At 40.5% G+C, this 20,507-nt stretch carries 13 protein-coding genes; 6 read left to right on the forward strand and 7 right to left on the reverse strand.

Going from position 1 to position 20,507, the window contains the following annotated elements:
- Both K6D58_RS05845 and K6D58_RS05850 read left to right on the forward strand, forming a co-directional pair.
- Positions 1-1,619, forward strand: a 1,619-nt coding sequence (locus K6D58_RS05845; RefSeq protein WP_296828569.1) for a glycoside hydrolase family 3 protein, incomplete at its 5' end; no start/stop codon positions are given.
- Positions 1,620-1,702: 83 nt separating this feature from the next.
- Positions 1,703-3,775: a tRNA uridine-5-carboxymethylaminomethyl modification enzyme MnmG/GidA gene (locus tag K6D58_RS05850; RefSeq protein ID WP_296828571.1), complete on the forward strand. Its 2,073-nt coding sequence runs from the start codon at positions 1,703-1,705 to the stop codon at positions 3,773-3,775.
- A 113-nt stretch (positions 3,776-3,888) separates the two neighbouring features.
- Here the strand turns inward: K6D58_RS05850 and era are convergent, their stop codons facing one another.
- Positions 3,889-4,785: a GTPase Era gene (gene era, locus K6D58_RS05855; RefSeq protein ID WP_296828616.1), complete on the reverse strand. Its 897-nt coding sequence runs from the start codon at positions 4,783-4,785 to the stop codon at positions 3,889-3,891.
- Positions 4,786-4,920: 135 nt separating this feature from the next.
- Between era and glgX the strand changes: the two genes are divergently transcribed.
- The 4 genes from glgX (at position 4,921) to K6D58_RS05875 (ending at position 11,601) form a co-directional block, all read left to right on the forward strand.
- Complete coding sequence (gene glgX / locus K6D58_RS05860) at positions 4,921-7,056, forward strand: glycogen debranching protein GlgX (protein ID WP_296828573.1); 2,136 nt, start codon at positions 4,921-4,923, stop codon at positions 7,054-7,056.
- 21 nt (positions 7,057-7,077) lie between these two features.
- Positions 7,078-9,525: a glycogen/starch/alpha-glucan phosphorylase gene (locus tag K6D58_RS05865; RefSeq protein ID WP_296828575.1), complete on the forward strand. Its 2,448-nt coding sequence runs from the start codon at positions 7,078-7,080 to the stop codon at positions 9,523-9,525.
- Positions 9,526-9,656: 131 nt separating this feature from the next.
- Positions 9,657-10,214 (forward strand): transporter substrate-binding domain-containing protein, encoded by a 558-nt coding sequence (locus K6D58_RS05870; RefSeq protein ID WP_296828577.1) that lies wholly within the window; start codon positions 9,657-9,659, stop codon positions 10,212-10,214.
- Positions 10,207-11,601 (forward strand): MATE family efflux transporter, encoded by a 1,395-nt coding sequence (locus K6D58_RS05875; protein WP_296828579.1) that lies wholly within the window; start codon positions 10,207-10,209, stop codon positions 11,599-11,601. Before K6D58_RS05870 ends, K6D58_RS05875 begins: the two co-directional genes overlap by 8 nt.
- Here K6D58_RS05875 and K6D58_RS05880 read toward each other — a convergent pair.
- The 6 genes from K6D58_RS05880 to K6D58_RS05905 all read right to left on the reverse strand — a co-directional run bounded on the left by K6D58_RS05880 (position 11,598) and on the right by K6D58_RS05905 (position 20,492).
- Entirely contained in the window at positions 11,598-13,307 is a 1,710-nt protein-coding gene (locus K6D58_RS05880; RefSeq protein ID WP_296828582.1) for a hypothetical protein, read from the reverse strand. The genes K6D58_RS05875 and K6D58_RS05880 overlap by 4 nt on opposite strands.
- Before the next feature lie 124 nt (positions 13,308-13,431).
- Positions 13,432-14,943 carry an L-arabinose isomerase gene (gene araA / locus K6D58_RS05885; RefSeq protein WP_296828584.1) on the reverse strand — a complete coding sequence of 504 codons (1,512 nt, stop codon included), beginning with the start codon at positions 14,941-14,943 and terminating at the stop codon, positions 13,432-13,434.
- A gap of 82 nt (positions 14,944-15,025) precedes the next feature.
- Positions 15,026-17,755 carry a PocR ligand-binding domain-containing protein gene (locus tag K6D58_RS05890; RefSeq protein WP_296828586.1) on the reverse strand — a complete coding sequence of 910 codons (2,730 nt, stop codon included), beginning with the start codon at positions 17,753-17,755 and terminating at the stop codon, positions 15,026-15,028.
- 41 nt (positions 17,756-17,796) lie between these two features.
- Positions 17,797-18,552 (reverse strand): response regulator, encoded by a 756-nt coding sequence (locus K6D58_RS05895; protein WP_296828588.1) that lies wholly within the window; start codon positions 18,550-18,552, stop codon positions 17,797-17,799.
- A gap of 150 nt (positions 18,553-18,702) precedes the next feature.
- Positions 18,703-18,981: a hypothetical protein gene (locus K6D58_RS05900; protein ID WP_296828590.1), complete on the reverse strand. Its 279-nt coding sequence runs from the start codon at positions 18,979-18,981 to the stop codon at positions 18,703-18,705.
- A gap of 2 nt (positions 18,982-18,983) precedes the next feature.
- Positions 18,984-20,492: an alpha-N-arabinofuranosidase gene (locus tag K6D58_RS05905; RefSeq protein WP_296828592.1), complete on the reverse strand. Its 1,509-nt coding sequence runs from the start codon at positions 20,490-20,492 to the stop codon at positions 18,984-18,986.
- Between the last annotated feature and the right edge of the window lie 15 nt (positions 20,493-20,507).

Here is a 20,507-nt window from a genome sequence, read left to right on the forward strand (position 1 = left end):
ATGTAGATTTCTGGAGTAACTATCCGGATGAGATTCTTGCAAAGACTCTTGTCAGCCGTATGAGTGATGAAGAACTTTTAGCCCAGATTCTTATGTTTGGATGGGCCGGGGCAGAACCAAGTGATCTTTTAAATTCATGGGTTATTCAAAGGGGACTTGGCAGTGTTAAGGTCTTTGGATGGAATACGGAAGATATTAAAAAAGTTGCAAAGTCAGTACGCATTCTTCAGACAGAAGCAGCAGGCAGGCCATTTAAGATTCCTCTTTTTGTAGCAACAGATCAGGAAGGTGGCTGGATCCGTCATGTTAAGGGAGAAACTTCTGATACACCAGGCAATATGGCTATTGGTGCTTCCGGTTATCCTATCGATGCATATTATTCAGGTTATTACATTAATAAAGAAATTAAGGCCCTGGGCATTAACATGAATTTTGCTCCAACAGTAGACCTTTATACAGACTTAGGTTCTACAGTAATTGGACCACGTTCCTTTGGTTCTGATCCTGTAAATGCAGGAATCCTGGGAGAGGCCTTTGCTGCAGGTTCCATGGCTGCCGGTGTCATTCCTACTGCAAAACATTTTCCGGGGCATGGTGACACTTCCCAGGACAGTCACGGTAAGCTTCCTCAGATTATGATTGATGAAGAACTTTTTGAATCCAGGGAACTTGTTCCATTTAAATATTTAATCAAGGCAAATATTCCGGCAATTATGAGTGCCCACCTTTCATTCCCCATGATAGAAGAAGACGGAACTCCTGCCAGCCTTTCCAAAAAAATGCTTACCGATCTTTTAAGGAATAAGCTTGGTTACAAGGGTCTTATTATTACCGACGACATGCAGATGAATGGTGCAACTTTGTTTGCAGGTTCAGCCCACAAAGCCTTTACCATGGCAATAGAAGCCGGCAACGATATTATTATTTCTTCAGAAACAGCCACCTTAGGTTCCCAGATCTGGGTAAGGAATCTTGCCCTTATGGAAAGCAGTGCTGATTTTAAGGAAAGGGTAAGGGAAGCTGCAGAACATGTTATTCTTGCAAAGCTTAAGTATTTTAAAAGCCCGGAAGCAGCCCCTCTTTATCCTGATGAAAAAACAATTTACGAATACATCCCTGATAAAGATGGACAGAAGTTCTTTTTGGAGCAGGCCTGCCGTTCAATCAGTCTTTATAAAAAAGGAAGCTTTCCTTACAAGGCTGGAGAAGAAAGCGTTTTAATTGCCGGACCTTTTATTTCTCTTTTTGATGAAGGAAGAAAGCGTTATCCAGATGCTGATACTTTTCATTTCAGTTATTCCCTTAAGGAAGACGAAAGCAATTTGTCCAGCTGGAATGCCGACGGTCTTTATTATACAGCAAGACGTTACGATACAATTATAATTACTGTTTATGACAAGCATACTGCTTCCATTGCAAAGCGCCTTAAGGACATGGGTAAGAGGGTAATAATTTTAAGCATTATGTCACCTGTTCATGTTCTTGAAGATTTTGAATGGGCAGATACTATTCTCTGCGGTTACAGTTATTCAAATTATTCTTTTGCAGCTTTATTTGGAGCCCTGGCAGGAGAGTTTGAAATACAGGGAGTTATTCCTCTTCCTCTTGAAGCAGAGTAATATCTTTTAATTTATTCTTCACTTTTTTTGACAGTCCATGTCCCTAGTGTTCATTTTTTCAATAAATCACTATACTCACTGTCATGTCTTTTTATGATTCTTTTGACGTAATAGTAGCCGGCGGTGGTCATGCCGGAATTGAAGCCTGTCTTGCAAATGCCCGTATGGGACTTAAGACTCTTCTCATAACACAGACAATCGACTCAACAGGCAGAATGAGCTGCAATCCTTCTATTGGTGGAATTGCAAAAGGAAACATCGTTCGCGAGATAGATGCTTTAGGCGGAGAAATGGGTAAGCTTATTGACCGTTCCATGATTCAGTTCCGTCTTTTAAACAGAAGCCGTGGTCCTGCTGTTCAGGCTCCAAGAAGTCAGGCTGATAAAATTTTATATTCCCAGCTTGCAAGAAAAACCCTGGAAACTACACCAAACTTAAGCACCCTTATGGATACTGTTGTAGATGTTCTTACAGTTGCCTCTGATGAAAATCTTCCGGAAGGAAGTGACAGTGCTGCAGAATACGGAACAATCCCTGGAGAAAAAAGGGGTGGTGCCGGATATGAATATGCTACTGATGCTGCAAAAAGCGGTAAGAGGCAGAAGGTTATCGGAGTTGTTACTGAACGCGGCCGTGTAATTCCCTGCAGAAGTGTAGTCCTTACAACTGGAACTTTTCTTGGTGGAAGAATTTTTATTGGTGAATACGATGCCCCTTGCGGAAGAATTGGAGAAGCCGGAGCCTTTGGCCTTACAGAAAGTTTAAATCGTCTTGGCTTTACAACAGGCCGTCTTAAAACAGGAACTCCTCCCCGCATTCTCCGTCATACAGTTGATTTTTCCAAACTTGAGATTCAGGATGGAGACAAGGATGTAATTCCTTTTAGTTTTGATGATGAAGAAATTGACCGTCCTATGGTTCCCTGTTACCTGGTTTATACCAACGAAAAAACTCATGAGATAATCCGCAGCAATATCGGAAGGTCACCTCTTTTTTCCGGAAAGATTCACGGAGTAGGACCAAGATACTGCCCTAGTATAGAAGACAAGGTTATGCGTTTTACAGAACGTGAACGCCATCAGCTTTTTGTTGAACCTGAAGGTCTTGATACAGATGAGATTTATCTTAACGGTTTAAGTTCATCCCTGCCGGAAGAAGTTCAGGATGCTTTTTTAAGGACAATGCCTGGTTTTGAAAACTGTACTGTTGCCCGCCCTGGTTATGCTGTTGAATATGACTATGTTGAACCAACCCAGCTTTACCCTAGTCTTGAAACAAAAAGAGTTGCAGGACTTTTTAACGCCGGTCAGATAAACGGAACATCAGGTTACGAAGAAGCTGCAGGACAGGGACTTGTTGCAGGAATTAACGCAGGTCTTTATGCCCGTGTTCATATTAAGGAATGCGGACCTTTATGTTCATCAGCTCCTGGTAACGGTTCTTCTCCTGCCAGTATGGAAGCCGGCCGTTTTATGCCAAAGCCTGTATTTAATTCAGAAGAGCTTAAAAACTTTGCAGAAATATCTGCTAAGGAAACAGCAATCCTTTCTGAGCGCCTCTCTTCTTATCAGAAAGAGCAGGGCTTTGATAATTTTAAGAAGATACCTGCCTACCAGCCTCTTATTCTGGGAAGGGACGAAGCTTATATTGGTGTTCTTATTGATGACCTGGTTACCCTGGGAACAAAGGAACCATACAGAATGTTTACAGCCCGTGCTGAATACCGCCTTAAGTTAAGGCATGACACTGCAGACCGCCGCCTCCGCCGCAAGGGATTTGAAGCCGGCCTTATCAGTCAGGCACAGATGGATCTTCTTGATAAAAAGTATTCTAAAGTTGATGAAGCAATTGCCATTCTTGAAAAGAAAGCTGATGCAGAAAAACCTGAAGGCTTTACTGATATTGAATGGACTCTGGCTCAGGAAGATTTTAAATACAAGTACTATATTCAAAAGCAGGATGCCCGTGTTGCAAAAATGCACAAAATGGAAAATGCCCGCATTCCGGCAAACTTTGATTATTCAAAAGTGGCAGCCCTTTCTGCAGAAAGCCGCGGCAAGCTGGAGAAAATCCGTCCCCTTACTTTAGGACAGGCTTCCCGTATCAGTGGTATCCGTAACAGCGACATCATGCTTCTTATGGTTTACCTTAAGTAGTTTGCTGCCTTTTTAAGTGATTAAAAATATTTCATTCCATAAAATCATATCTGTATTTCTACTGTAGCAGATTTACAGATATGATTTTTTTTTACAAAAGTACTGCTTAAAAACTATTGAAGGATTTTATTAAGGACAAAGTCCTTCTGCCTCCAGTTTTTATCTACCTTAACCTGAAGGTCCAGGTCTACCCTGTAATCAAATATCTTGCGGCAGGCCTTTATTGATTCAACACGGATTTCCTTTATTTTTGAAGCTCCCTTACCTATAACAATTCCCTTCTGGCTTTCCCTTTCTACGCAGATAGAAGCCCTTACTTCCAGCAGGTTGGCCTTTTTCATCTGAATGTGGTCTATGCTTACGTAAATACAGTGGGGCAGTTCCTGTTCAAGACGGTTCATTGCCTGTTCGCGGATAATCTCTGCAATACGGAAGTCTACCTCCTGGTCAGTATAGTATTCTTCCGGGTAAAGTTTAGGGGCTTCTGGAGAAAGACTGTAAATTGCACGTAAGACATCGTTTACATTCTGGTCTTCCTTTGCACTCATTTCTATAATTCTTTCTTCCGGAAAATCAGTAAAGATTCTTTTTATAAAGTCCCTGGCATCCTTAATATTAGCTGCCGGATCCTCGATTTTATTGATTGCAATAACCAGCTTTTTTGTAAAAGGTTTGGCCATGTTTGCAATAATACATTCTTCTTCTTCGTGGGTACGGGTGGAATCAATTATATAGAGGATAACGTCACTGTCAGAAATCTGGTCCTGGGCAATTTTAGTAAGCTTAAGATTCAGTTTTTTATCACTTTGATGAAGTCCCGGTGTGTCTACAAATACCAGCTGTCCCAGTGAAGTATTAACTATTCCCTTGATTGCATTGCGGGTAGTCTGGGGTACTGATGAAACAATGCTTATCTTTTCTCCGCTGGCTGTATTAAGGAAGGTGGATTTTCCTGCTGAAGGGCGGCCTATAATGGAAACAAGGGCTGTTTTTGGTCCTACAGGAGGCATGTCTTCTTCCTGTCCGTAGGTTACTTTTAATTCATTTTCACTCATAGCCTTTAGTATAACTCAAAAAAGAGGGGTATGTAAAATACGGCTTTTTATTTGGTATAAAAGGGAATTTGTGTTATAATTTTGGGGATTATGGAATTTATAAAAGCTTTGCCCGGTAAGCCTTTTCCTTTTGGTGCACAGGTAAGCTCCGACGGAGTTAATTTTTCCTTGTTTTCCAGGAACGGTACCAGGGTTGTACTTAGTATATTTAAGGATCAAAATGACAGGATTCCTTACGCCCAGGTAGAATTTACCCCGGAAGAAAATAGAACTGGTGATATCTGGCATGCTTTTGTACCTGGTTTAAAGGCAGGCAGCTTGTATTTATATCAGGTAGACGGTCCCTTTGAACCTCAGAAAGGCCATAGATTTAACTTTAATCAGTACCTTTTAGACCCTTACGCAAAAGCTCTTACTGCAACTCCTATTTTTGCCAACATCCCGTCTAATTACAAGCCTCCTTTTGATAAGGATGACATAAAGCTTTTTAAAATGGACAGGGACCACGATTTTCCAAAGTGTGTAGTTGTAGACAATGAAGACTTTGACTGGGAAGGGGATAAGCCTATAAACCGTTCCATGAGCGAAACGGTTATTTACGAAACTCATGTAAAGGGTTTTACAGCCCAGCCTGAATGTGGTGTTAATGAACCGGGAACCTATGCCGGCTTTACAGAAAAAATATCCTATCTTAAATACCTTAACATTACTGCAGTAGAACTTCTTCCTGTATTTGAATTTGATGAAACTGAAAACTCAAATATAAATATGAGGACAGGGGAGCGTCTTAAAAATTACTGGGGCTATTCTACGGTAAACTTCTTTTCTCCAAAGGCAGGTTATGCAGCAGATAAGAGACCGGGAGCCTGCGTAAACGAATTTAAGAATCTTGTAAAGCAGCTTCACAAAAACGGAATAGAAATAATCCTGGATGTTGTATTCAATCATACAGCAGAAGGAAATGAACACGGGGTTGCCTTAAGCTTCAGGGGCCTGGACAATTCAATCTACTATAATCTTGTAGCCAACCACAAGGAATACTACATGAACTTCTCCGGCTGTGGAAATACCTTTAACTGTAATCAGCCGGTTGTGCGTCAATATATTCTGGACTGTCTCCGCTACTGGGTAAGTGAATATCATATAGACGGCTTCAGGTTTGACCTTGCATCCATTTTAAGCAGGGCAGAAGACGGCCGCATTTTAAGTGATTCACCTTTAACAATAGAAATCAGTGAAGACCCTCTTTTACGTAATACAAAAATTATTGCAGAACCGTGGGATGCAGGTGGAGCATATCAGCTGGGTAACTTCCCCGGCTCAAGATGGGCTGAATGGAATGACCGCTTCCGTGATGACATCCGCAGATTCTGGAGGGGAGACGATAATATTTCTACTGGAGCTGCCACCCGTATTGCCGGTTCCAGTGATATTTTTGCCCACGAAGGAAAAGGTCCTTTAGCTTCCATAAATTATGTTACCTGCCATGACGGTTTTACCATGAATGACCTGGTAAGTTATAACGGAAAGCATAACGAAGAAAACGGTGAAGGCAATCGTGACGGTAATGATTCCAACTGGAGTTATAACCACGGTTTTGAAGGAGCTACTGCCAATCCTCAGGTAGAACGTCAGCGTAACAAGCAGGTCCGTAATTTTATCCTGACCCTTCTTATTTCTCAGGGTACTCCTATGATTTTAGGTGGTGATGAATTCCGCAGGGGTCAGCAGGGAAACAATAATGCCTACTGTCAGGACAATCCAATTAGCTGGTATGACTGGAACTGCTGCAGTATGAATGCAGACATTATGGAGTTTACCCGCCGTGCCATTGAGTTCAGGCTTACCCACCAGGTTTTCAGACGTTCTGAGTTTTTTAGAGGGGGGACTACTATGAGTCCTCCTGACATTCAGTGGTTTGCTCCAGACGGCAAGGCTCCTGACTGGAATAAAATATCCCGCTTTGTAGCTTTTAAACTGAATGAAAATGACTGTAAAAAAGATGACGGAAGCGATGACAATGATTTTTACATTGCCATGAATGCCGACCGTCAGGATGTTCTTGTAACCCTGCCTGTTCTTGAAAATAAAAAGAAGTGGCACAGGGTAGCAGATACATCTGATGAAGTACTGCCATTTGTAAAAAAAGGAGAAGCAGAGCTGCTTCGTTCCCAGGGACGCTATGTTGTTCCAAGCGGATCCTTAATAATATTAATAGCCAAGTAATGTAATTGAACGGAGGAGTATATGAAGTTTGATGCAGAAGAGTTTAAGGTTAATCTTACAGCCAGATTAAGAAGACAGTATGGAAAGGATTTTTCCCAGGCCACAAAGCATGACTTGTTTGATGCTGTAAGTGCCAGTGCTCTTGAAATCATTATGCCTAACTGGATGGAAACCAGGAGGGAATATGAAGCAAAAGAAACAAAACAGCTTTATTATCTTAGTGCTGAATTTCTTATGGGCCGTGCCCTTTCAAATAATCTTATTAATGCAGGAATCATGGAAGGTGTTAAGGAAGTTCTTAAGGGACTTAACGTTAACATTGATATGATAGAAGACGAAGAGCCGGATGCCGGTCTTGGTAACGGTGGTCTTGGCCGTCTTGCAGCCTGCTTCCTGGATTCCCTGGCAACCCTGGAATATCCTGGACATGGTTATGGTATCCGTTATGAATACGGTATGTTTGAACAGCATATTATTGACGGACAGCAGGTAGAGTTCCCTGACAACTGGCTTAAGCACCGTGACCCTTGGGAAGTAAAACGTTCAGACCTTTCAGTTACAGTACGTTTTGGTGGAGACATTAAATACGGAAAAACTCCTGACGGACAGGACCGCTTTTATATAGAAAATGCAGAAGAAATTACTGCTACTCCTTATGATATGCCTGTTGTAGGTTATGGCTGCAATACAGTAAATACCCTCCGTCTCTGGCAGGCTTCTTCTCCAAACGGATTTGACCTTCAGCTCTTTAATGATTCCCAGTATCAGCGTGCCGTTGAACGCCAGAACAATGCAGAAAACATTTCCCGCGTTCTTTATCCAAATGATAACGGACCTATGGGTAAGGAACTCCGCTTACGCCAGCAGTATTTCTTTACATCTGCATCCCTTCAGGACCTGGTACGTCAGTTTGTAATTCAGCATGGAACAGATTTTTCTCAGTTCCCTAAGTATCATGTAATTCAGCTTAACGATACTCATCCTGTAGTTGCAATTCCTGAACTTATGCGCATCCTTATTGATGAATACAATGTGGGCTGGGATAATGCCTGGTCAGTAGTTCAGAAGACTTTTGCCTATACAAACCATACTATTCTTGCAGAAGCTCTTGAAAAGTGGCCTATTGAAATCTTCCAGCGCCTTCTTCCTAGAGTTTACCAGATTCTTGAAGAAATCAACCGCCGCTTTATTATTGAACTCCGCCAGAAATTCCCTGATGATTATTACAATCAGAACCACATGGCTATTATTCACGACGGTAAGGTTTACATGGCCTGGCTTGCAATTCACAGCTGCTTCAGTGTAAACGGTGTTGCTGAACTTCATACAAAGATTCTTAAGGAACAGGAACTTAAGAGCTGGGCTTTGATTTATCCTGAAAAATTCAACAACAAGACAAATGGTGTTACTCAGAGACGCTGGCTTTTAAGCTCAAATCCTGAACTTGCTGAATTTATTACAAAGAGAATCGGACATGGCTGGGAAAAAGAACTTTCCCTTCTTAAGGGTCTTGAAAAATATGCAGATGATGACGCTTCTCTTGAAGAACTTATTACCATTAAGCATCATAACAAGGAACGTCTTGCTGAATACCTTAAGCATACTCAGAATGAATTCCTTGATCCTGATTCAATTTTTGATACTCAGGTAAAGCGCCTTCATGAATATAAGAGACAGCTTCTTAATGTCCTTCACATCATGTACCTTTACAACAAGATTGTAGAAGATCCTTCATATAATCCTCCTGCCCGTACCTTTATTTTTGGTGCAAAGGCAGCTTCCGGATACCGCCGTGCAAAGGCAATCATCAAGCTTATTAATTCCGTAGCAGACAGGGTTAACAATGACCGTCGTGTTGGTGGAAAGCTCAGGGTTGTATTTGTAGAAAACTACCGCGTTTCTGTTGCAGAAAAAATTATTCCTGCCAGTGATGTTTCAGAACAGATTTCTACTGCAGGTTATGAAGCTTCCGGTACATCAAACATGAAGTTTATGATGAACGGAGCCCTTACTCTTGGTACTCTTGATGGTGCAAATATAGAAATCGTAGAAGAAGCAGGTCAGGATAATGCCTTTATCTTTGGTCTTACTGCAGATGAAATCATAAAGATTAATGAGGAACATTCTTATAATCCTCAGAAATATCTTGACCGTTCTCCGGCTCTTGCAAAAGTTGTACATCAGCTTGTTGATGGAACCTATGATTCAACAGGCCACCTTTTTGAAGAAATCCATAACTCTCTTGTTTATGGTGTTGAAGGTCAGAGGGCAGATATTTACTACATCCTGGCAGACTTTGATGCCTATGTTAAAGCTCAGGAAAAGGTAGCTGCAGCTTATGCAGATAAAAAAGCCTGGGCAAGAAAAGCCCTTATTAACATTGCAAACTCCGGTAAGTTCTCTTCTGACAGAACTATTGAAGATTACACAAGGGATATCTGGCACTTAAAGAAGGTTACTATTAAATAAGTAAGCCTTACAGGTACAGCTTTAGTCACAGCCGCAGCAGGTAGTTGCGGCTGTGTTTTTTTTTCCAGGTACCTTGTTTTTAAGACTTTTTTTTCAATAAGAGTTATAATAAACTAAAACGGAGGTAAAAAATGAAGAAAACCATTAACTTTTTTTTGTGTCTGGCAGGGCTTGTTTTTTTGTGCCTGCTTTGTGCATTTGCTTTTATTTTAATAAAAAACTGGAACTCTGAACCAAAACTTGAAGAAGAATTAATCGCTCTTGAAGACGGAAAGCTTAAAGTTGGATATATGGATTCCAATTATGAACTTCCTGAAGAACTTAAAAAGGAACTTGGAGTAGAAATTTCTGAGGAGTTTGTTTCTCCCCTTAAAAAAATCGATGAAAGCCTTGGCAGTCAGATTGCAGAACGCCTTGGCCGTGAATATGTAGCTGTAAAAGTAGACAGCGATATTCTTAAAAAACTTAGCAAAGGTAAATTTGACTGTGTTATTTCTGCAGTTAAAGTAACACCGGAAATTTCTCAGAACTACAATGTTTCTGAGCCTTACTTTACTGACCAGAACGGACAGTACGCAGTAATCCTTAATAAAGACAATCAGACTTTACTTGATGAAGTAAACGAAATAATCTGCCAGCTGGACGAAGAAGGAATCCTGGACACACTCTTCCTTGAATCAAATGAATAAAAAAGACCTGCTTTTTTCAAGAAAGGATTTATGGCGTCTTATATGGCCCCTTCTTGTTGAGCAGGTTCTTAATAACACCCTTGGTATTGCAGATATTCTCATGGTGGCTTCTAAAGGAGAAGCTGCCGCAGCCGGCGTTTCCCTTGTAGACCAGATTAATATTCTTCTTATACAGATTTTTGCTGCCCTTAGTACCGGCGGTGCTGTTGTCTGTTCCCAGTACATAGGTTCAAAAAATCAGAAGATGGCCGATAATACAGCCCGGCAGCTTATTATTACTGTTTTTTTTATAGCAGTATTTTTTATGACTGCAGGCCTTCTTTTTAGCTCTTCTATTCTTTCTGCAGTATTCGGTAAGGTTGATGCAGATGTAATGAGCGCCAGCCGTACTTATTTTTTAATTACCCTTTTTGCCCTTCCTCCAATAGCACTTTATAATGCTGCAAGTTCTCTTTTCAGGGCTCAGGGAAATTCCCGCATAAGTATGTTTATTGCCTTTCTTATTAACGTAATAAACATTGGTGGAAACGCCATAATGATTTACGGCCTTAATGCCGGTGTTGAAGGGGTTGCCATTCCGACTTTTATAAGCCGCTTTACCGCAGCCACAGTTTTAATGTTTCTTTTATACAGGGCAAAGTCTTCTGGTGGTAAAGCATCTGTAAGTATAAAGGGCCTTTTAAAAACCCTGCCTGATTTTACTTTAATAAAAAGAATCCTTCGTATAGGTGTTCCAAACGGGATAGAAAGTTCTGCCTTTCAGATTGGCAAGCTTCTTGTTTTAGGTATTACAGCTTCCTACGGAACAGCTGCCATTGCTGCAAATGCGGCTTCCAATACTATTGCCAGCTTTCAGGTACTTCCGGGGACAGCCATGGGCTTTGCCCTGCTTACTGTTGTTGGCCAGTGTATGGGTGCCGGAAAAGCTGACCAGGCTCAGTACTACACAAAGAGAATTATGCTGCTCTGTTACGCCTTTATGTGGGCTTTAAATATTCCTATGCTGATTTTCTTAAGGCCTGTGGTAGAACTTTTTAATATGTCAGAACATACCACGGATATAGCTTATCTTTTTGTAGCTTTCCACGGAATCTTTGCCATGCTTATATGGCCTCTTTCATTCAGTCTGCCAAATGTTTTAAGGGCTGCAGGAGATGCTGCCTACACTATGATTGTCTGCATGATAAGCATGTGGACCATAAGGGTAGGGGCAGCATATCTTTTTAAGTACACAAATAACTTTGGTTTATGCCAGTACTTTAATGTCAGCCGTGATTTTGGTGCCTTTAGTATCTGGGTTGCAATGATTTTAGACTGGATTGTCCGCTCTGCTTTTTTTGCCATTCATTATGCAAGGGGCAAATGGAAAAGCAGGCGGGTTATTTAAATACCCATATCAAATCTTAATTTAATTCCTCCTCCTGCACTAAAAGAAGAAACTTCATCCTTTGAGTTGTAGGAGTTGGAGTTAAAGGCAAAATTCAAATAAGGCTGTACTAACTGTTTTGAACGGAATACAAGGTCAAGTCCAAAAGAATTTCCTGTGTGAACCCTGCAGCTTTTATCCCAGAAAAGATCATGAATATTGGCAACTCCTATTCTGTATTCAATGTATGGAACAAATGTAGTTCTGATTGCGTTGATTACAACTGGAGCCTGAACCCTTAAGTATCCTCCAAAAGCATGCATACGAACCTTTTCTTTCTGGCCGTCTATAGTAAGCTCTGCCTTTTCATTCTGATAGTAACTGCCTATGCCAAAGAAAATAAAGTCTCCGCCAAAAGATACAAAGCCTGAATTAATACTTTTGTTTAAGCCGTCATCATCCATAAGGTTAAAGAAGCCTCCCCCTATAGTTAAACCGGAGGTCTGGGAGCCATAATCGTTCCAGACGTCGTCATAATTAAAAAAGGCCCTGGTAAACTTTTTTGGAAGCTTTTCTTCTTCAAGACTTTCAAAGCAGCAAATCTTATAGCTGCCGTTTTCTATTTTCCATATGCTGGTAATTGACTTACCTTTCCTGTTGGTAAAGGTTACTTTTGTAAGCTTGTCCCCTTTTTCTATTGAATAGTCGGAATATGCATTTTTACTGCCTTTTTCCAGTTTATCTATCATGTAATAGGCAAAGATTGATTTAACTCCTGTATATGGATCTTCTTCAAAAAAATTTGCCATGCCGGCATTTTCTTCGTCATCCATCTGGCCGTAGTACTTTTTTACCATACCGTCACCATAGTTAATCATAAGTTCATTGCTTACAAAGGGAATAAGTTCCCGGGCATCACTTTGCACAATAAAATTTTTTACACTTTCTTCAATGTCTCCTTCTTCTTTTTTACTGGCATTGTTTAAAAAGTTATTTACAGACAGCTGAATATATGAAGCCGGCAGAACAATTGTTGATTCATTTTTGTAATTTCTGACTTTGTTTTTATTTTTGTAGTAAAAGTTATTTTCGGTAATAGTTCCACATACAGCAAATGAGCCCCCCTTTTTAATTAAGACAGGACATCCTCTTTCTTCTGTATAAGTTTCCAGGCTGAGGAGGTAGCTGTTAATATCTCCTGCCGGACTATTATTATTTGTAATGTAGGTCCGTTTTGATTCTATTTTGTTATCAGATATGTGTACTTTATAAAGGTCAGTATCTTCTTCCAGCCTTTCAGTAATAAGCTGGCAGCTGTTACCCTTGTAGCTTTCCGGTAGTTCAATAAAGGCCAGGTTATAATCCCTGTCTGTGTAGGTAATTGTAAGATTGTCCAGAACAGTTTCCTGGTTTTCTGAATTGTAAAAAGTAACTTTTACCCTGGAGCCTTCTTCCATAAAGGTTGAGCCGCTTATAACATAGGACTTTCCATCAGGGAGCCTGGCTGTAAAACCATAGGTCCTTGTCTTTTCAAAAAGATTATTGATTTTATACTTAAAGCTTGAGTATGAATTATAACTTTCAAGCTGCAAGGAAAGATTATGCAGCATCTGGAATTCTTCATTGCTTTTTGAAGCTTCTACTTTGCAGACATAGTCTTTTACGGAAAGACTATAAAAAGGAAGGGATAAAAATAAACTTGTAAATAAAAGTAATAATTTTTTCATTTCTACATTCTATTATAGAGTCTTACTGTATTTCAACATGTTAAGCCTGCTTTAAGTTTGGACAAAAAAAACAGCCCTCCTTAATTAAAAGAAGGGCTGCCCTGTTTTATCAGGTCAGGAAGACTTATTTGTTAAAGTATCCTGCGTTCCATCTCATTTCATTTCTGAACTGAGCAACATTTGTATCCTTGTCGATTACCAGACATTCAATACCCTGCATTTCACACCAGTCACGGAGCATGTCGCTTGTGATAATGTTAGAGAATGCTGTATGGTGTCCGCCACCTGCCAGGATCCAGCTTTCTGCAGAAGTCATAAGGTTTGGATATGGCTTCCAGAGCATGCGGGCAACAGGAAGTTTAGGAAGAGCTGCTTCCGGTTTAATAACATTGATTTCGTTTACAACACAGCGGAAGCGGTTACCCATGTCAACAACAGCTGCAACAAGACCGTCACCTTCAAGTGTGTTAAATACAAGACGTGCTGGAGGTTCCTTGTCTCCAATACCAAGATGATGAACTTCAATCTTTGGTTTTCCTGTAGCAATTTCCGGGTCAACTTCAAGCATGTGTGAACCCATGTTTGCTTCTTTACCAGGAACAAGGTTATAAGTGTAGTCTTCCATAAAGGCATTACCCCTGGAACCTGCCACAACCTGACCTGCTGTCATTGCCTTAAAGGTGCGTACAAGACATGAAGTTTTCCAGTCACCTTCTGCACCAAATCCATAACCGTCAGCAAGAAGTCTCTGGATGGCAAGACCAGGAAGCTGTTTCATTCCATGAAGATCCTGGAAGTTTGTACAAAGAGCCTTACCCTTGTTGTCCTTAAGGAAGCGGCGGAGGGCAATTTCTATTTTAGCCTGTTCTTTAATCTGGCCTGTAATAAAGTCTTTATCAAAACCATTGTTTGTGTTGTAGTTGATTTCGTACTTCTGGTTGTATTCGTCAAAGAGGGCGTTTACATCACCATCAGAAACTTCCTTCATGTAAGCAACCAGGTCTCCGATACCATAGTATGGAACACTCCAGCCAAACTTAATCATTGCTTCTACTTTGTCACCGTCTGTAACGGCAACTTCGCGCATGTTGTCACCAAAACGAAGACAGCGGAGAGTCTTTCCGTCTGCAACTGCACGGGCAACCCTCATCCAGTCTGCAATACGTTTCTGAGTATTTTCATGGCTCCAGTGACCTACGATAACCTTGCGAGGCATATCCATACGGCTGGTAATAAAACCAAATTCACGGTCGCCGTGGGCACTCTGGTTAAGGTTCATAAAGTCCATGTCCATGGTTGAATATGGAATCTCTACGTTAAACTGGGTGTTAAGCTGAAGAAGAGGCTTTTTGTAAGCGTTAAGTCCGGCAATCCACATTTTTGCAGGGCTGAATGTATGCATCCAGCAGATTATACCTGCACATTTATCATCAGCATTTGCCTGTTCAAGAGTCTGATGAATTGCTTCCGGTGTAAGAAGGGTTGGCTTCCAAACAAGTGTACAAGGAAGACCAGCTGTTGCATTAAGCTTTTCTACGATTTCCTTAGAATTCTTTGCTACCTGGGCAAGAGTTTCTTCTCCATAAAGATCCTGGCTGCCTGTTACAAACCAGAATTCATAATTGTCTAATTCCATAATATCCTCCAAAAGAATATGAAAACCTTTTCAATACTTAACAGTATAGTTTGCAGAGTCTTTTTGAACAAGAGATATTTTTTCAGATGAGATTTTTTTCCTGCCAGTAGCTTTTCCACTGGTCACAGACCTGAATGCAGGAGTCACAGTCCATGTTTTCTGCAGCCTCTGAGAGTTTGTCAAAGATAGCTTTTTCTTCTTCTCCCAGCTCCCAGCCTTTAATCTTTTTAATAAGGCCTTCAATTGAATCCAGGTCCAGGTTGTCTGCAGCTTCTTTTATTGAATCAAGGGCTTCCTTCTTTTCTTCCATGCTTGCTTGTGTTTTTGGAAGCTTGTCTTCTTCATTGTCTTTTTCACAGTAGTCTTTTAAAAGTTCCGTATAGGACTTGTATTTTTCAAAGGCTTCCGGTGTCTTGGCCAGAATAAATGGCACATCCATTTCCTTTCCGTAACGTTCAAGATCAGCTGCCATTTCTGAAAGGCTGTTGGCACCAATCTGCTTTGCTGAACTTTTAAGGGCATGAACTTCAATAGTGTAGGATTTATAATCCTTTTCCTTAATACAGTTTTCGATAGCTTCGCACTTCTTTGAAATGGTCCTGTAAAATTCAAGAAGGATTTTATTAAAGAGGTCAAAACTTCCCAGCCTGCTTACTGCCTGTTCTACATTAAGGTCTGCAATTTCCGGATAGTCAATTTCTTCCATTTCAAGAACTTCATCATTTGAGGCAATGATTTTATCTTTAGGAAGCCACTGCTTTACTTTAGAAATAAGGGTCTTTACTTCAATAGGTTTTGCAACAAAGTCGTCCATTCCTTCTTTAATGAACATGGCCTTTACGTTACCCACTGCATTTGCCGTAAGGGCAATAATAGGAACGTTTGCATAATCCGGGTAGTTGCTTCTTATTACACGGGTACATTCAATACCGTCCATTTCCGGCATCATATGATCCATAAAAATAATGTCGTAACGCTTGCTTTTAATTCTGTTAAGGGCAATAGCACCGCTGGTTGCCGTATCGATTTTCATCTTAAGAGGTTCAAGAAGACCTTCTGCAACTGTAAGGTTTATAGGGTTGTCATCTACAATAAGAATATCTGCATCAGGGGCAGTAAAGCTGAATGAAGAGCCTTCCTGTTCCGGTGAATCGTCACTGTCACCCAGCTCCCTGTTTAAAATTGTTGCCAGGCTTAAAACTGACCATGGCTTTTTAATAATGAGAAGGTTTTGAATTTTAAGGTTTTTGTTTTCACTGATATCACTAAAAAATCCTGAAACAAGTATTCCCTGAATATCCGGAGAGGTTTGCAGGCATTCAATGAAAGCCTTGCAGATAAAATATTCTTCAATGAATATAAATATTTTTTTATCCCCGGCTTCTTCTTTAAGCTTTCTGATTCTTTGCTTAAGGTTTTCGTTGTCAGGTAAAAAGACACTGCTTAATTTAAGCCTGCTTAAATCTTTTTTCATCTGGGTAATAAGATAGGGAGTATGAATGATTGCAACTACAGCAACATTTGTATCTTTTATGATTACGCTGCTTTTGTCTGACTGAATATCCTGGGGAATGGAAAAATAAAATCTTGAACCTTCGTTGTATTTACTTTTAACATAGATTTCTCCACCCATAAGATCTACCAGCCTTTTACTGATGGCAAGGCCAAGACCTGTTCCTTCGATATTTCTGTTTCTTTTTGAATCTACCTGTTCAAAGGATTTAAAAAGTTTTCCAATATCAGATTCCTTGATTCCAATACCTGTATCTTCTACACAGACTTTAAGCATTATGCTTTCTGTTGTTATGTTGTCAAAATCTACGCTTAATCTTATCTGACCCTTGTGGGTAAATTTTGTTGCATTGTTCAGCAGGTTAATAAGTATCTGCCTGATTCTGTTTGCATCACCATTTAATAATTCAGGGAGATTTGGATTGATGTTAAGAATAAGTTCTATATCCTTATCCTGAATACGGGTCATGATTATGTTGGTAACATCATGGAACAAAGATATGCTTTCGTAACTTTCTTCCTGAAGTTCCAGCTTGCCTGATTCAATTTTAGAAAAATCCAGAATGTCATTTATAAGGGTAAGAAGGGCTCTTCCGGAAGACTTAATCTGGTTAATATAGTTACGGGCTTCTATAGGAATATTTTCCCTTAATGCAAGCTCAGCCATACCTATTACTGCATTCATAGGAGTACGGATTTCGTGACTCATGTTTGCAAGAAAGTTTGACTTAAGCTGGGAGGCAAGTTCCAGTTCTTCATTTGCCTTAATAGCCGTATATTTTCCGTAGGCAATATCAGAAAGGCTGTCAGAAACAGTAAAAAGAAATTTTGCCGACCGGTCAATTTTTTCTTTAGGTATTACATTTATTTTCTTAGCAGCTTCATAATATTCATCAGGATCTATTCCCAGTTCTTTAGCTGTTTCCTTTATTTTCTTTTCATCAGGGGGCTGGGTAAGTACCTGTCCGCCAACAAAACAGGCAACAATAATTCCGTCTATCATTATTGGGGCAGAAAAATATGTAAGGCCGGCATGACAGGGGTAGGTTATGGAAGCATTTTCTGTAAGGGAAGTCTGGGTTCCGATTTTATAACACTGGGAACAAAGCTTTCTTCCTTTATCAGTGGCCCTGGTGTAATTTTTACAGAAGTCACAAAAACCTGATTCCCGTGTTATAGGTTCACCTTCCGGATCTGTAATTACAGAAGCCATACCGGAAAGATTGGTAAATGCGTCCTGCATGGTCTGGAGAGTTTCTTTGTTAATGAAATCAGTAAGATTTAAGTTATCCCGATCCATAATTCATCTCCCAAAATCCGGAAAGATTCTATTCCTGCTTTTTAGTAGAGAATCTTGTATATGGTTTCCTTAAGCTTTTCATTGTTAATAGGTTTAAGGACATAGCCTTCCGGTTTATGACTCAGGGCTTCCTTAACTTTTATAGGGTCTCTGTTACCTGTAAGGAATACAACAGGAATCTTATTTGTAAGGGGATTGCGCCTGATTTTATCAAGAACCTGAATACCATTAAGTTCCGGCATTTCGTAGTCCAGAAGAATAAGGTCAGTGCTTTTTGTCTCAAGGAATTTTAATCCTGCTTTTCCACCTAAAGCAGATGCAATGTTAAATTCTCCATGGAGAACTTCCTTTATCATCTTAAGCATAAGGGGGTCATCATCGATTACAAGGATATGTTTTAATTCAATTGTAGCTTCGTCTTTTTCCGGTGATTCCAGAAGTGTAAGTATTTTATGATAAAACTCTTTTGGCTCTGCCTTGTCATCAGAAATAAGCATAGGTTCTGCATGAACCAGGGATTTAAAGCGGATGTTACCTTCTTTTGTTCCTATAACAACAATAGGAATCTTTTTTGTAAGAAGGATATTTACAAGGGAATCAATATGTTTAAGCTCATCATCATGCTCAATGTTAGTACAGCAGACAAAAACTTCCGGGGCAAAAATCCTCACGTGGGCTGTAAGGTCTTCTTCCCTGAGTGAGCTTGTAATGCATTCAAAGTACTCTTTGCCTTCTTTAAAAAAATCATTAATAACAGGCTTGTTGGTACCGGTAATAAGAACTTTGTGAATAGCCATGTTAAACCTCCTGGGGAATAATAAAGTCTGCCACTTAAAATTTTAACACATTTTTGCAGTATTTCAACAAGGCAATTAAGGGGCAATTAAAGGGGACAGAAGCAGCTCACTTTCTCATCAGTCTCCCTTAAGGCCCGGAAATGATTATTCTTAAACTTCTTTAATATCCCATCTGTTTATTCCCGGAAAGGGACAGGTATTTTGAATTACCCTTGCCCTGTAAGCACACCAGGAACCGCTGTAAGAACAGGTTGTTCCAGAGATACAGGCCGGGCATTTAAGGCAGGCAGCCATTCTTTCCTTAAAGATATGGTCCGGACTTGTTATTCCTTCCTTAAAGGGAAGTCCGGCTGCTTTTTCCATAATTTCTTCTGCTGATATCCGGGCAAGAGACTCCTTTATCTGGCATTCAGGGCAGGGGGTATTCATTTTTAAGCCTTAATTTTAATGGCAGCTACACTGTAGGCAGGAAGTGTAATTTTTACGCTGTCCCTGTCAGTAATTTCTACAGTTATGGCTTTTTCTGTAACCTGGTCAGGCTTGTCAAAGGTGTTTATTGAATTCATGGCATCACCTGTAAGAAGGCTTCCTTCTGCTGAATCAATTTTACCTGCAAAGTGAGCCAGGGATATTTCTACCTGTCTTGATGAATCTGAATCCGCATTTGCAATAGTTACAAGGTACTTGTCTTTACCACATTTGTCACAGTGTTTAACGGAAGCAGACACGCTTAATGCAGATACAGACAGGTCCTTTTCCTGAATACCGCAGTCTCCGCAGGCAGCCCTTGTTTTAAGAAGCTCAGCATCCTGATGGTCTTTATACATATGAAGAAGGTGCCAGGTAGGAGTAAGGACAATTTTATCTCCTTCCGTCAGAACAGGCGACTGAAGGACATTTACTGCCTGAGCCAGGTTTGCCATTTTTACCCTGTCACAGTGATTGTTGAATATGTTAAGGGTTATGGCTCCTGTTACAGCATCACGGACAGAGTTCTGCTGATAAAGGAAGCCTGGATTTGTTCCCGGTTCACACTGATGCCAGCAGCCCCATTCATCTACTACAAGGGCAACTTTCTTTTCCGGATCATATTTGTCCATGATTTCACCATGACGGCGGACAAGTTCTTCCATACGGTAAGCATTTTTTACAGTGCGGTACCAGCCTTCCTTGTCAAAGTCCGTAGAAGAGCGCTTATCTCCCCAGTGATATTCGTAAGTATAATAGTGCAGGGACAGGCCGTTCATAAGCCAGTGGGCATTTTTCATAAGAACATCGGTCCAGTTATAGTCGTCAATGTTAGGACCACCTGCAATCTTTACAATCTTTTCCTTACCATACTGCCTTACAAAGGTCTGGTATCTTCTGTAAAGGTCTGCATAGAACTCCGGCCTCATGTTTCCGCCGCAGCCCCAGTTTTCATTACCTACACCAAAAAAAGGAAGCTTCCATGCCTTTTCCTGACCGTTGGCTTTTCTTAAATTAGCCATTGGACTTTCTCCGTCAAAGGTCATGTATTCAATCCATTCATCCATCTCCTGAACTGACCCTGAACCTACATTTCCGCAGATATAAGGCTGGCATCCCAGTTCATCACAAAGACCAAAAAATTCATGGGTACCAAAGGAATTGTCTTCTACAACTCCACCCCAGTTTGTGTTTATCATACGCTTGCGATTTTCTTTAGGCCCAATACCGTCCTTCCAGTGGTATTCATCTGCAAAACAGCCCCCCGGCCACCTTAAGTTAGGAATATTCAGTTCCTTAAAGGCCTGGACTACAGCCTTGTTGTAACCGTGAATATTAGGAACCGGAGAATCCTTACCAACCCAGAAGCCTCCGTAAATACAGCGGCCTAAGTGTTCTGCAAAGTGTCCGTATATATGACGGCTGATAGTAGATTTTTTACTTCCTGCATCAACTACGATTTTTTCTGTCATGTATTACTCCATAAA

This window comes from Treponema sp., assembly GCF_024696245.1.
In the GTDB taxonomy this organism is placed as follows: Bacteria; Spirochaetota; Spirochaetia; order Treponematales; family Treponemataceae; genus Treponema_D.

What these genes read in the sequence shown, in the direction of transcription:
- glgX (WP_296828573.1), top strand. Translation starts at nt 4,921, where the DNA reads ATGGAATTTATAAAAGCTTTGCCCGGTAAGCCTTTTCCTTTTGGTGCA.
- K6D58_RS05875 (WP_296828579.1), top strand. Translation starts at nt 10,207, where the DNA reads ATGAATAAAAAAGACCTGCTTTTTTCAAGAAAGGATTTATGGCGTCTT.
- K6D58_RS05895 (WP_296828588.1), bottom strand. Translation starts at nt 18,552, where the DNA reads ATGGCTATTCACAAAGTTCTTATTACCGGTACCAACAAGCCTGTTATT.
- K6D58_RS05850 (WP_296828571.1), top strand. Translation starts at nt 1,703, where the DNA reads ATGTCTTTTTATGATTCTTTTGACGTAATAGTAGCCGGCGGTGGTCAT.
- era (WP_296828616.1), bottom strand. Translation starts at nt 4,785, where the DNA reads ATGCCTCCTGTAGGACCAAAAACAGCCCTTGTTTCCATTATAGGCCGC.
- K6D58_RS05890 (WP_296828586.1), bottom strand. Translation starts at nt 17,755, where the DNA reads ATGGATCGGGATAACTTAAATCTTACTGATTTCATTAACAAAGAAACT.
- K6D58_RS05865 (WP_296828575.1), top strand. Translation starts at nt 7,078, where the DNA reads ATGAAGTTTGATGCAGAAGAGTTTAAGGTTAATCTTACAGCCAGATTA.
- K6D58_RS05880 (WP_296828582.1), bottom strand. Translation starts at nt 13,307, where the DNA reads ATGAAAAAATTATTACTTTTATTTACAAGTTTATTTTTATCCCTTCCT.
- K6D58_RS05900 (WP_296828590.1), bottom strand. Translation starts at nt 18,981, where the DNA reads ATGAATACCCCCTGCCCTGAATGCCAGATAAAGGAGTCTCTTGCCCGG.
- araA (WP_296828584.1), bottom strand. Translation starts at nt 14,943, where the DNA reads ATGGAATTAGACAATTATGAATTCTGGTTTGTAACAGGCAGCCAGGAT.
- K6D58_RS05905 (WP_296828592.1), bottom strand. Translation starts at nt 20,492, where the DNA reads ATGACAGAAAAAATCGTAGTTGATGCAGGAAGTAAAAAATCTACTATC.
- K6D58_RS05870 (WP_296828577.1), top strand. Translation starts at nt 9,657, where the DNA reads ATGAAGAAAACCATTAACTTTTTTTTGTGTCTGGCAGGGCTTGTTTTT.